Annotated in this window: 12 protein-coding genes and 1 pseudogene; 3 read left to right on the forward strand and 10 right to left on the reverse strand. The window is 60.6% G+C overall.

Annotation, left to right across the window (positions count from 1 at the left end):
- Nucleotides 1-3 precede the first annotated feature (3 nt).
- Together OES25_03935 and OES25_03940 are read right to left on the reverse strand one after the other, a co-directional pair.
- Nucleotides 4-396: pseudogene (locus OES25_03935) on the reverse strand (redoxin domain-containing protein).
- 15 nt (nucleotides 397-411) lie between these two features.
- Nucleotides 412-627: a hypothetical protein gene (locus OES25_03940; GenBank protein MDH3626788.1), complete on the reverse strand. Its 216-nt coding sequence runs from the start codon at nucleotides 625-627 to the stop codon at nucleotides 412-414.
- Nucleotides 628-921: 294 nt separating this feature from the next.
- On the opposite strand from OES25_03940, the gene OES25_03945 reads away from it, so the two are divergent.
- Nucleotides 922-2,397, forward strand: a complete 1,476-nt coding sequence (locus tag OES25_03945) for a hypothetical protein (protein ID MDH3626789.1) — start codon at nucleotides 922-924, stop codon at nucleotides 2,395-2,397.
- Here OES25_03945 and OES25_03950 read toward each other — a convergent pair.
- From OES25_03950 to OES25_03985, 8 genes are all read right to left on the reverse strand, one after another.
- Entirely contained in the window at nucleotides 2,394-3,245 is an 852-nt protein-coding gene (locus tag OES25_03950; GenBank protein MDH3626790.1) for an RDD family protein, read from the reverse strand. The genes OES25_03945 and OES25_03950 overlap by 4 nt on opposite strands.
- The gene (locus OES25_03955; protein ID MDH3626791.1) at nucleotides 3,229-4,272 is read right to left on the reverse strand and encodes a stage II sporulation protein M; all 1,044 of its coding nucleotides are present in this window, start codon (nucleotides 4,270-4,272) and stop codon (nucleotides 3,229-3,231) included. The genes OES25_03950 and OES25_03955 overlap by 17 nt, the downstream gene beginning before the upstream one ends.
- A gap of 5 nt (nucleotides 4,273-4,277) precedes the next feature.
- Nucleotides 4,278-5,438 carry a DUF58 domain-containing protein gene (locus tag OES25_03960; GenBank protein ID MDH3626792.1) on the reverse strand — a complete coding sequence of 387 codons (1,161 nt, stop codon included), beginning with the start codon at nucleotides 5,436-5,438 and terminating at the stop codon, nucleotides 4,278-4,280.
- A 154-nt stretch (nucleotides 5,439-5,592) separates the two neighbouring features.
- Nucleotides 5,593-6,549 (reverse strand): MoxR family ATPase, encoded by a 957-nt coding sequence (locus tag OES25_03965; GenBank protein MDH3626793.1) that lies wholly within the window; start codon nucleotides 6,547-6,549, stop codon nucleotides 5,593-5,595.
- Nucleotides 6,539-7,804, reverse strand: a complete 1,266-nt coding sequence (locus tag OES25_03970) for a hypothetical protein (GenBank protein MDH3626794.1) — start codon at nucleotides 7,802-7,804, stop codon at nucleotides 6,539-6,541. The genes OES25_03965 and OES25_03970 overlap by 11 nt, the downstream gene beginning before the upstream one ends.
- Entirely contained in the window at nucleotides 7,804-8,424 is a 621-nt protein-coding gene (locus tag OES25_03975; GenBank protein ID MDH3626795.1) for a DUF4129 domain-containing protein, read from the reverse strand. Before OES25_03975 ends, OES25_03970 begins: the two co-directional genes overlap by 1 nt.
- On the reverse strand, nucleotides 8,417-9,178 hold the full coding sequence (locus tag OES25_03980) for a hypothetical protein (GenBank protein ID MDH3626796.1): 762 nt from the start codon (nucleotides 9,176-9,178) through the stop codon (nucleotides 8,417-8,419). Before OES25_03980 ends, OES25_03975 begins: the two co-directional genes overlap by 8 nt.
- A 223-nt stretch (nucleotides 9,179-9,401) precedes the next feature.
- Nucleotides 9,402-9,977 carry a NifU family protein gene (locus OES25_03985; GenBank protein MDH3626797.1) on the reverse strand — a complete coding sequence of 192 codons (576 nt, stop codon included), beginning with the start codon at nucleotides 9,975-9,977 and terminating at the stop codon, nucleotides 9,402-9,404.
- Between the two features lie 229 nt (nucleotides 9,978-10,206).
- Here OES25_03985 and OES25_03990 point away from each other — a divergent pair, with 229 nt between their 5' ends.
- Nucleotides 10,207-11,232 (forward strand): carboxypeptidase-like regulatory domain-containing protein, encoded by a 1,026-nt coding sequence (locus OES25_03990; protein MDH3626798.1) that lies wholly within the window; start codon nucleotides 10,207-10,209, stop codon nucleotides 11,230-11,232.
- Between the two features lie 166 nt (nucleotides 11,233-11,398).
- Entirely contained in the window at nucleotides 11,399-11,590 is a 192-nt protein-coding gene (locus OES25_03995) for a hypothetical protein (protein MDH3626799.1), read from the forward strand.
- Nucleotides 11,591-11,598 lie beyond the last annotated feature (8 nt).

Here is an 11,598-nt window from a genome sequence, read left to right on the forward strand (position 1 = left end):
CGATCAGTCCGCTTGTGACATGAGCCTTGCCGCCGCGAGCAACTCCGCTGCATCCAACCTCACCTTGTAATTTGCGTCGAAGAACCGAAAGGCGATTTCGCCGTTCGTGTCGACCAGATAGACCGCCGGCACCGGAAGCAGGACGGGGGCACCCTCTGACTGCGCGTAAAACGAAATACCGTAGCCCGTGTACTTCTTCTTGATCTCTTCCGAGACCTCGTAGCCAAGACCGAAGGCCAGGATCGCATCGAACCCATTGTCGGACAACAGGGTATAGCCGTAGTCGTTCTCGTCCTCGAGCAACGCGATCGTCTCCGACGGGTCGGGACTGATCCCGATGATCTGAAAACCGAGTTCCGTCAGCTCGCCGTGAACCTCTTGCAACTTACCTAGTTGCTTCGTGCAGTACGGTCACCAGCCGCCTCGATAGAAGATGATTGCGGCGGGTCGCCCGGCGATCAACGCCCGGAAATCGACGAACTCGCCGGAGCGATCACGGACCTGAACGTCGGGGACCGACGCACCGACATCGAGGGGCGAGACTTCGCTCGGCGACGACGCGGGGGGAGCGGCGACCGCAGCCCCACCAAACGTGGCGATCATTGCAAGGATCAGGACGAACCGCATTCAGGCCTCCCAGATTGAATCTCCGGGAGTATACCGGCCTCTACTGCATCAGCACGATGCGATCGACGATCTGATCGTCCTTGTTGACCATCGACGCGACCTCCAGCATTCAGAAGCCGGCGACGATGATCCCCGAGATGAGTCCTGCGATACGAAAATGGCTGAGATTCAGTTGCATTGCCCCACTCTCTGCGCCGTCGGTCGCCTCGACTGGACGGACCGAACTCTGGAACCCAAGTTTAGACCCCAGTGGGGGAAAAGTACCCGGGGTCGAAGGGTCCCGTGGGGGACGCGATGCAACAGAGGGATTGGACGGAATTCGGCGGCGTCGCCGGGACGGTACTCTATCGATCGCTTTCGCTCTCGAGCCTGATCAGCGGCATGGCGATGGGGTTCGCCCTTGCTATCGTGGTCTTCATCGCGGCGGTGACCCAGGCACCGGCGATCGCGAACCCGGTTGCTCAGATACTCGTGGCTCTGTTCCTCGCTCGTTACGCGGTCAATGGTCTCTACGGCGAGTGGAACGGCACCGTCTTCTCCGGTGCCGGCGGTTCGTGGGGGCACGTGACCCAGGTCGCACTCCGCTACCTCATGCTCACGGCCCTGTGGGCCGTGCCGTTGTTCCTCGGCGGTCTGAAGGGCGAGCAGGTCGCCGCAGCGGCGATGGGGATGGCTGGCCCGAAGATTCTTGCGATGTTCGGGATCTATCTGGTGCTCTCGACGCTAACACCCCCCCTGTTTCTAGTGGTCTCCGTCACTGCCGACGGGTTTAGCGACATCTTCTCACCCAGTCATTGGCACGCCAACCTCGCCGGTCGACGAAATGACCTGTTCTCTCTGTACTCGGTTTATAGCGGAGCCCTCGGGGTGGCTCTCTTGCTGGCCGTACTTCCGGTCGCCGGCGCGTTCATGCTCAACGTCAAGCTCGGGTTCGTGGCGACGGCCATCGCCGGGGCATTTCTGTTTGGCCTGATGGTCAATCTGCTGGGTCGGCTCTCGGGTTTCTTCGCCTGCGGGGAGCTGGGCACCGAGCCGCCGCTCATGGACCGTGAGCCCGACCCCGGGGAGCCACCCGCGCCTCCGATTGATATGCCGGAGACAGCAGCACCCGCGTCGGCCACGCCGTCGGCACCCGTGCCGGTCCCGCTATCCGCCGACCCGTCTCCCATTCCGGGAGCGACAGGAAAGCTCCCACCGTTGCTCGATGCAAAGCAGCGCGTGGATCGGGCGCTTCGACGATTCCAGACGGACCCCCAGGGTGTGATCATCGAGTTGGAGTCCTTGCGAAAAACCTACGCACCCCATCCCCAGGTCCTTCAGGCGATGGCGATCTGTCAATACAAGGGTGGCAATATCGATGCGGGACTGGCCATGGCCGTCGAGGCGTTGCCGCTTTGTTTCGAACGCGGCCACATCCACCTCTCGGCAGAGATCTTTTCAGTCATGAAGGCACATTTCGAGCGGCTGGGGCTGAATCGCGAAGAGCGAGTGTCGATTGCGATCGCCCTCGATCGAACCGGTGATCTAGCGGGTGCGGCGAAGGCCTACTCCACGGTCATCGATGAAGATGCCGGTGAATTGCGGTCCGTCAGAGGCATGCTGGGTGTCGCCGACCGAATCCTCAACGAGCGACAGAAACCCGACGCCGCCGCACGGGTCTATGACTATCTCCTGAAACGGTGTGCGGGCTCGCCACTCGAGGAGTACATGCACGAAGGCCTGAACAAGGCCCAGGGTATGCAGGAGGCGACCGCCGCGACGGTCGGCTAGTCCGCCTTCGTTTCCTTGCGATCCCCAAACAACATTCGTTGTTCCAGGTGGGCACGCTGGGCACGATAGAAGTCGCGCAAGAACCACTCCGGGTTCGGGATCGGATAGTCCCATCCGATCTTGTTCGAGATCTTCTCGGCGATACGACTCAGAACCGCATCGTGCTCGCTGCCCTCCAGGCGAAGCACCTTCTCCAATGTCTGAAGCTCCAGGACGCCGTAGTATTCGAGTTGGCGCTGGGAGAACCGGTACTGAGGTACGGTCGGGGCGTCTACACGTTGGTTCGTTGTCAGATCGTCGTCCAGTCTTCGCCGACCGTGTTTGATCACCAGGGTCCCGCCGATGAGATCGCCTACTCGCAGGCGATGGCGGTTGAAGAGCGGAAGCAACATGAACGATCCGAACCAGAGACCGCCAAGGAGTCTTCCCCACAGAGGACCCGATGGGACGATGACGGAAGGATTCATCAGAACCACCAGCGGTAGTAGCCATTCGAGGTCTCGCGTCAGATTTCGCGCGAGGACCGCCTGCGCCGTGAGCGGCCCCCCATCGCGAGCGATGACCCGAAGACGCAGCATCATCTTCCCTGCCGTCCGGCCGGAGAATGCCAACTCCATGACGGCGAAATAGAAGTTCCGAATCATGAACGCCGTTACGAGACCGGCGGCAAACACCGTCTCGTCTCCCGTCAATACTGCGCCGAGGGCGATGAGGAGCCAGACCGCGTGGGCGAAGATCAGGTCGATGACAAACGCGACAAACCGCTCGCTTACGGTCGGCAGTTCAAAATCGATCGACGCGCCATCAGGCGTTTCGATGGCGATGACGCGATCAGCCGCGAGTTGCACTTTTGTGGCCTCTCCCCGCAAAACAGAAAAAGCAGACCCACATCACGAGAGTTATTCCGGCAAGCGTCCAACGAATCACGATGTCCTGAACCAACTGCCGAAAGAACGACTCGATGACCGCCGCGATGAGAAACATGATCAACGCGCCGACTGTCACGTAGGCGAGCTCTCGCCCACGTGCGGCCAGGGTCTCGAGTCGGCCCTCCTTCTCGGGGAACACGACCGCCTGGCCCAGGACCATGCCCGCCATCCCGCACAGACAGACCGCGCCGAGTTCCGTGACACCGTGGGGCAGAACCCAGGCCCAGAAATCCGGGCCAAGTCCGTGGGATGAGTAGATGGCACCGATCGCACCCAGCAGGAGCCCGTTGTAGAACAGGAGATAGAAGACCGGAGCCGCCGCCGCGAACCCGAGGCCAATACAGAGTAGGCCAATCTTGAAATTACGGGTGAAGAGTATTGAGGCGAACACCTGCAGGCTGCCGGCCTCCGCATCCGTCTCAGCTTCCTCGTCCGATTCGCGAAACTGGGGCGGGTAGAGAATGTCACGAAGGGATTCCGTGCTGGCACCAGGATCGTGGGCCGAGGCGAACTCTTCGGGAACGATAGAGTAGTAGGCCTCCGGATCCGACGAGACCAGGACGTAACCACAGAAGATCGCGGCCACCAGGACGGCGGTGGAGAGGGCGAGCTGTCGCCAGCGTCGACGGACTGTGCGAGGAAATCCGTACCAGATAAAATTGACCGCCGCGGTCAAAAGCGGCGTTTTAACCGTGTACATCACCACGTAGGAACGACGGGCCAGGTCTTCCAGGTAATCGAGTGTGTTGCGATCGAGACTGATCGCGCGGGCCACCGACAGCGAACTCACGGCACTTCGATAGAGGGTCGGGAGTCGCTCCAGCTCATCACGGGTCAGGTTGCGAAGCCCGCGACGCTCCGCCCGTCCCACGAGTGACTCCAGCTCGTACCAGCTGTCCTCGCGCTCGGCGCGAAACTGCGTGGATTGAAGCTGCAGCGTTTCCATCGTCGCTAGATCCTATCCCGACGACGAACATCGAGGTATTCGTTGATGAGTCGACTACCAACCAGTTCCGGCCGCGTGTCGATGGTCAGGAGACCCATGCGCCGTAACCGACCGAAGACGACCGCACGGTCCTCCTCGACGCGCTGGGCCACCATCGAGCGATGAAGCGTGACAGAGTCGGCGGGGTAGTCGGATGCGACTGACTCGATCGTCGTATCACGAAGCGTGACAAACACGACCAGATGTCGCCTCGCCAGTCGATTGAGGTTTCCAACCATCAACTCCGCCGTGATCGTATCCGAGAAGTCGGTCAGAAAAACGATCAGGCTTCGGCGTCGGATCCGATGTGCGAGGGTCATCAGGCCCAGGGTGTAGTTGGTCTCGTCTCGGGAATACTCGACGGCCGCACTGGCTCGGGTGATCTCCTGGTGTGTAGCAACACCACTGCGGGGCGCCAGCAGCGCGCCGGGACGAGCGCCGAAGGAGAAGAAACCGACAAGTGCACCGGTCCGTAACCCGACGTAGGACAGCAGCAGCGAACTGTTGATCGCGTGATCGAGTCGGGTCACCCCATCGATCGGTTCGTTCATCAGGCGACCCGAGTCGACCGCGATGATTAGCTGGTGGTTTGTTTCGGCGCGGAACTGTCTACACAGCAATTTCGCGTGACGTGCCGACGCCTTCCAATCGACGGCCCGACGGTCGTCTCCCTTGACGAACTCTCGTAGAGAGTCGAATTCAGTTCCTTCGCCCTTGAATTTTTCGACCTGCAAACCGGCTCGCAGCGACGGGTCCGATTCGAAACGAAGAGCGATAGCTCGGACAGCTGGCGTGTTTGGCGTAACGTCGACGAATTGTTCGACTGGATGACGATGCTGCGATTCCATGAGCCCGAGCGGACCTCGATGTTTCGTCCAGACTGCGTCGATGGAAACCCGCCCGCGTTGAAGGGGCTTCAGGTCGAAGCTTGCGTTGTATCCGTCCTCGGAGCGAGTTGCCCGTGCGGTGCTGGACTCATGGAGCCCTGCGGACAGTTCGGGGAGAATCTCGAGACGATGAAGGGCGCGGTGGCTCGGTGCCAGGACGATGTCGAGGACCGACGATTCGCCGATTGGAATCTGCTCGGGCGCAGAGACGTGGAGGCGCACGTTTGAATCGTTCGCCATCAGAATCCAGTCGATCCCACACAGAACTACGATCGAAGCGAAAAACGCGACCCACAGCACCCAGAGTCCACTCCCTACCCACAACGGAGCTGCCGCGAGGATGAAACCCCCGGCGAAGAGAACTAGACATTGACGGGTGGGCCTCACCAGACCCTCAGCGTGGTACTTCGGTTTCGACGAGAATCGTCGAGAGGACGCTGTCGGGCGTGTGCCCCTCGACCTCGGCCGAAGCCGACAGAACGACCCGGTGACGCATCGCAGGCAGGAACAGTTGTTTTACGTCATCCGGAATGACGAAGTCACGGCCGTCCAGTACCGCCATCGCTCGAGAGGCAATTGCCAACATGTTCGCGGAGCGCGGGCTGCCCCCAACCTGCAATGCCGCATGCTCTCGAGTCGCGCGAACGAGTCGGACGATGTAGTCGACGAGCTCGTCGGTAAGCGTGCGCTGCGCGACGAACGCCCTCGCAGCCGCCAGCCAGTCACTGTCAACGAGTTGCAGCAGACCGAGTTCCTGAAGGGACGGGATGACGGCGTGGTGTCCGTGGACCCGGACCATGTCGAGCTCCTCCTCAAACTCCGGATACCCGACGGCGATCTTGAAGAGAAACCGGTCGAGTTGGGCTTCGGGTAGCGGGTAGGTTCCCTCGTGCTCCACCGGATTCTGCGTCGCGACGACCATGAAATCTCTCGGCAGCACGTGTCGAGTGCCGTCGATCGTCACGGACCGCTCCTGCATGGCCTCCAGAAGCGCTGATTGTGTCTTGGGAGGGGTCCGGTTGATCTCGTCCGCAAGAAGAAATGATGTGAAGATCGGTCCTTGCGTCAGCACAAACTTATTCGTCTGAAAATTGAAGATGTTTGTTCCAAGAATGTCGCCGGGCATCAGGTCCGGTGTGAACTGGATGCGTCCGAAAGGCATCGCCAGCGAGCCGGCGAAGGCCCGGGCGAGCATCGTCTTGCCCGTGCCCGGAACGCCCTCCAGCAGCACATGGCCTTCGGCCAGCAAACTTACCAGGAGGAAATGGACCGTCTCTCGGTTTCCCTTGATGACCCGGTCGATGGATTCCTGAAGCTGTTGGAATTGGGTCTGGATCGATTCAAGTGTCATGCATAAACCTCTCTCGCCACCTGAACAGTCGGCGCGCGATTCGTACCGCCCTCTCGGAGCGACGAGACGCTTCGGAATAGTTTTCGATCGATCGACGAATCGAGTGAATGACGTGCCCACCCGGTCGACTTGTCGCTAAATTCAAGACACGTTTCTCAAGATCGGCAAACGAGAGGTCATCGTCGAGAAACAGCGTCCGTCCAACCAAGCGAAGGCTGGAGCGATAGTAAAAGTGAAGTGACGCCTGTGAGTGTCCACGAAGATCGAGGAGATTCGCCGCATTGTCGATGAGTATTTCCTTTCCACGTCCGGCTCCAACCGGGGAAGTTGTAGACGGGGCACCGAAGCGGAAGACGCCGTGCCACACCACGATTGCCAGGGTCAGGAGTCCCTGCAGCGTCAGGAAGACAAGCGGAAAACTCAACAACGCCGCGATCAGCGACGGCTGCCGCGACAGGCCGTGAAGCGTCTCGTCGATCTCGACGCCGGTCAGTTGTAGCTGCGTGCCGAGGAAAGCATCAAGCATCTCGACATGCTCGCCGCGACCGATACCGTGGTTGTTGATCAGATCCGGGTCGGATATCAGATAGAGCTCTGCCGTGATTTCACCCGCCGGAAAGTTGCCGATCAACACACCTTCGTGACAGGACACGGTTGGCCGCAACGATTCTTGGGGTTCCCACACTCGGGGGCGTGGGATATCGACCTCGTACTCATTCCCCATCTCATCTCGGCAGCCGGTCAGCGTCTCGACATCGACCAGCGCGAGACGGGGCAGTTCCAGGTAGACCAGGAACTCGTTGACCTCGGCGAACACGTTCGTAGACGCTTCGCGACGGGCGGCACTAATCCAACGTTGATTGGGAGGCGCGACGCCCGACCACTTGTGGGGCGCGATGACGAGAGGAGCGGAGGCCTGGAAGGCATCCAATTCCAACGTACTCATTGAGGGATCGACTTCCTGCTTCCAGAGTTTGAGCGACGGCGCGATCGAGACGATGGCAAACGACGGTGCAGCCGATGAGATCATGTCACTTCTGCGTCTTCGGACCTCCAGTCCGCGTTTGATAGCCCAGTCGTGAAAGGCTCGGTGCCCGACCGCAGAGACGCTATAGCTGTTGGGCCGCGGATCCGGAGAGTCGAAGAAATCGTCGCCACGACCCGCGAAGAAGAAGGCCAGCAGGAAGCTTGCAACGGAGATCGTCGTCAGGATGACGATGACTCGCTTCGAAAAAATTGACCCGTCGACGCGCATCAGACCGTCTCGGCTCCGTTACGAAAGGCAGAGAGATGAGTTCGATAGTCTTCCCGAGACACGGCGATGCCACCGAAATAGGAGCGCTCGACTGCGAGGACAAGGTCCGAGAAGGAACGTCGTCCCGCAAACGAATGCGGCAATCGAGCCCGCAGTTCGCGACTGGTCGCGGATCGGTCGCGCGAGAGCGAGAGCTCGGTGCGCAGCCGTTCGATCGCCAGGAGGAGAAGTTGGTGGATGGCCTCGTCGTAGCGTTCCTCGGCAGCAAGACGCTCCACGGTGGCTAGATCCGTTCCCGGCCCGCCGGTTTCGTCGGGCAACTCGAGGGGCTCTATGTTCGACCGCTCCAGCGCCCGAGATTGAACATGACGCACGATCGCTGCGATCAACAGGATGGCGATCAGCGCGATGCCGATCCAGATCGCCAGTCGCATGACCGGGCCGAGGGCTGAAAGAAACGTCGGCGGGTCAACATCATCCAGCACCGGTTTGTCGGGTAGATCCGTCTGGTAGGTCTCGGATTCAAAGACTGCATCGAGATCCGATCGGGGAGTCTCGGCGAGCGCGCCGCTGAAGATTGCCAGGGACGCGAGCCCGGCGATCAGGAGCGACCTACTCAAAGGTCGCGATTACGTCGTCGGAAACGGCGCCCGTGCTCAGACGTCGGATTTGAGCGAAGACGACAGCGTGGATCGACGCGTTGAATGTCATCTGAACCCCCTGGCACGCACTCGAGACCAAGATCGTCAGCCAGGGCGATTCCGACCAAAAGGTGACAACGAAGGTCGGGATCTGCACCACGAAGCCGATGACAATCGCCATGAGGAACGAGAAAAAGATCTGCCATCGATTTCCCCGGGTCTGCTCAATGCTCTCGCGTATCGAGTCAATCGGTCCGAATTGGTCGAGAACGATCAACGGAACCATCAGGTACAGGCAGACTGCGGCGATGATCCCCGGAATCAAGCACAGGAACAAGCCGGCAATCAGTATCAGGAACATGAGGAATCCACCGACGAGCAGCGGCAGGAGTCGGCGGAGAATAAGGGCCGCCGCCTGCGCCGAGTCGGGCAGCCGATTCTCGAGAACGTCGTAGGAACGCACGATGAAGAAGGCGTCCATGACGAACGCTACGAGGGCCAGGGCCAGTGTCGCCCCGTAGATCTGCAGAAAGAAGTTCGCGTCGATGGTCTCCGGCGGACCCCCGAACGCGTTCATGTTGTCGCGATAGACGGGGAGGAGCGAGATCAGAATGGCGTTGATGACAAGCAGAGCGCCGCCCGCCATGCTCCCGTGAATGACCACCAGGCTCGAGAAGTTCTTCCAGGTCTCCTTGGCCAACTCGTCGAAGCTGATCGTCTTTTGGGGATACATTGGCCCTCCAGGTCCCTGTTGTCCGCGAATAATACCCGTCCTTCCGTCGGAATCCTACCGCCGTCGCCCACTTCGTAGGCGAACTTGCCGGTGGGTACCCGGGGCACTCTATTCGGGTCAGGGGGATCGTCTTTCGCTCGCGCGCCACGTCGTTGCTTCACAAGCTGCTAACACCGGCGACGCGGTGCACGACGGTCCGTGAAACACTCGACCGGAAACGCGGTCAGGGCTGATAGTAGGGGTTGGTCCCGGCGGCGTGATCGGTCACATCCATCACCTTGGTGATCTCGGGAACGTCCTCGAATAGGACTCGCTCGACACCTTCCTGAAGGGTCGCCTGAACCTGACCACAGCCCTGGCATCCACCGCCGAATTTCAGGTAGGCCACTCCGTCCTCGACAGCGACGAGCGCCACCATTCCTCCGTGGGACGCGACCCCCGGATTGATCTTCTCGTCGAGCACACGCTGGACCGCTTCCGCGAGCGGACCCTCGGGACGCTTCAGGCCGGCGTTCGGAGCGATCACCCTGAACCCGCTCTCCTTGAGTCCATCGACGAAATCGATCTCCGCATCTTCCAGGAAGTGAACGTCCGTCTTGTCGGCGTAAAGTCGGACCCCGTCCTGCTCGAAGCTCTGGTCGCTATCGGCCACGTCTGCGGGGGCCACGAAGTTCAGCGCAAACTCCGGACGGGGGCTCCCGCCTCCATGCACGATGACGCGCAGGCCATGATCCGTCTTGCCTTCCGAGGAGGCGATTTCCAGAAACTTCTCTCTCGCTGCGTCGGTCAACCTGATCATCGCTGTCCTCTTCACCCTTGGGCGGTTATTCCCTGTGTTCCTGAAAGATAGCATCGGCCGAGCAGCACCGCCGCCGGGAGAGGATCGATTCGAAGTGGCCCAGTTCGGCTGATAGAATGGGATTTCACCGATTCCTCGTGCCAGGAGGCCGCGCCAAACCATGCATCATTCTGCTGTCCGATCGTTGCTCGTACTCCTAGTTGGAGGCCTGGTCGTCGTATTGGGCTCCGTGTCAATCGGACTCGCCGAAGCCCAGGTCGTCGTCAACGGAACGGTTGTCGACGAGAACTTTCAGCCGGTGAACGGTTGTCGCGTCGTGCTTCGAAACGCCGACGACGGCTCGGTCGTGATGAGCCTCCCCACCGGCGCGAACGGGCGCTACGTCATGTCCGTACCTGCCGGTGGGCGGTACGCACCCTTCTCGGTCATCACCGCGAACGGGGTGCGCGTCGAATTGGTGGGTTACCCACTTCAAGTGGTCGCCCATACAACCAAGATCGATATCCAGGTTCCGGTCGTTGCCGGCGTCGCGATCGACGAGGGTCTCAATCGCACGGACCGGTTCTATACCGCGTTCGTCGAAGATGCACAGCTGCCGGAGAGGAGTCGCTTCGAGCTGGCGGTTCGCTCCCGGGAATTCGACATGTCGTCCCATCTTCTTTCCGAAGCGATCGTGGCGATCCAGCCAACGGGCATGCCGCAGGTCGAGTTCGGGGCCCGAATCGGCTATGGCGCGGTTGACAACGACTTTGGCCCGGACGGTGGTGGTCTGATGGACACCGACGTGTGGGGGAAATTCGTTGTGAATCGTGCGTCTGCACGTGCCCCTCGATCGGCGTTTGGCGTTGTCATCACGCTGCCGACAGGTGACGAGGATATGGGACTCGGTTTCGATGCGATGCGATCGGAGATCTTCGGAGCGACGCGTTTCAACCGCGACCGACATGCGTGGTCCTTGCACTACGGTGTTCGGGTTAACGAGAACTCCGAGATCGGAACCGCGACCCTCGAGGGTGAAGTCGCGCCTGTCGCAGGTGCCGCGTGGATGATGGCCTTTCGCGAGACGATTCGCGTCAGCCTCGAAGCGCGCTTCGAGGGCGCCCGATTCGAGGGCGGCGAGGACGAAGCCCAGGTTCTTGTCGGTTGGACCTGGCGGGCCGTCGAGAACATGAAACTTCGCACGGCGATCGGCGCCGGTCTCGCCGACGGTTCACCGGATGTGATCGGCCAGTTCGGGGTCGCGTTTGACTTCTAGGCGTTTGTCCAAGGCGTCAGGGCTATCGTCTTTTTCCATTACCGACGCGGTGTTTTCCGGACTGTCCGGTTCGTCGTCGTCCAATTCAACGGACACGGGTAAAGTCTCGGGGCTGCCAACGTCCGCGTTTGGTGGTAGATAGAGGGGCAAGGAAAGGGAGAATCGCATGCAATCGGGGTTTGTAGAACTCAATCTCTACATCTACCACTCGAGCCGTGGCGCGATGCTCGACGTCGTCATCTGGTGTCTTGGGCCCTACGTCGACTCCTGCCGCTCTTACTCGTTCCCGCGAGTCCTGCTGGCCGAACTGACTCGACTCATCTGTCGTGGCTACCTCAGCCTCCAGCGATCTCAGTAAAAACCCGG

This window comes from Acidobacteriota bacterium (assembly GCA_029861955.1).
Taxonomy (GTDB): Bacteria; Acidobacteriota; Polarisedimenticolia; order Polarisedimenticolales; family Polarisedimenticolaceae; genus JAOTYK01.

Coding starts and splice junctions, on each gene's coding strand:
- OES25_03940 (MDH3626788.1), bottom strand. CDS start 627: ATGCGGTTCGTCCTGATCCTTGCAATGATCGCCACGTTTGGTGGGGCT.
- OES25_03945 (MDH3626789.1), top strand. CDS start 922: ATGCAACAGAGGGATTGGACGGAATTCGGCGGCGTCGCCGGGACGGTA.
- OES25_03955 (MDH3626791.1), bottom strand. CDS start 4,272: ATGGAAACGCTGCAGCTTCAATCCACGCAGTTTCGCGCCGAGCGCGAG.
- OES25_03960 (MDH3626792.1), bottom strand. CDS start 5,438: ATGGCGAACGATTCAAACGTGCGCCTCCACGTCTCTGCGCCCGAGCAG.
- OES25_03965 (MDH3626793.1), bottom strand. CDS start 6,549: ATGACACTTGAATCGATCCAGACCCAATTCCAACAGCTTCAGGAATCC.
- OES25_03970 (MDH3626794.1), bottom strand. CDS start 7,804: ATGCGCGTCGACGGGTCAATTTTTTCGAAGCGAGTCATCGTCATCCTG.
- OES25_03980 (MDH3626796.1), bottom strand. CDS start 9,178: ATGTATCCCCAAAAGACGATCAGCTTCGACGAGTTGGCCAAGGAGACC.
- OES25_03985 (MDH3626797.1), bottom strand. CDS start 9,977: ATGATCAGGTTGACCGACGCAGCGAGAGAGAAGTTTCTGGAAATCGCC.
- OES25_03995 (MDH3626799.1), top strand. CDS start 11,399: ATGCAATCGGGGTTTGTAGAACTCAATCTCTACATCTACCACTCGAGC.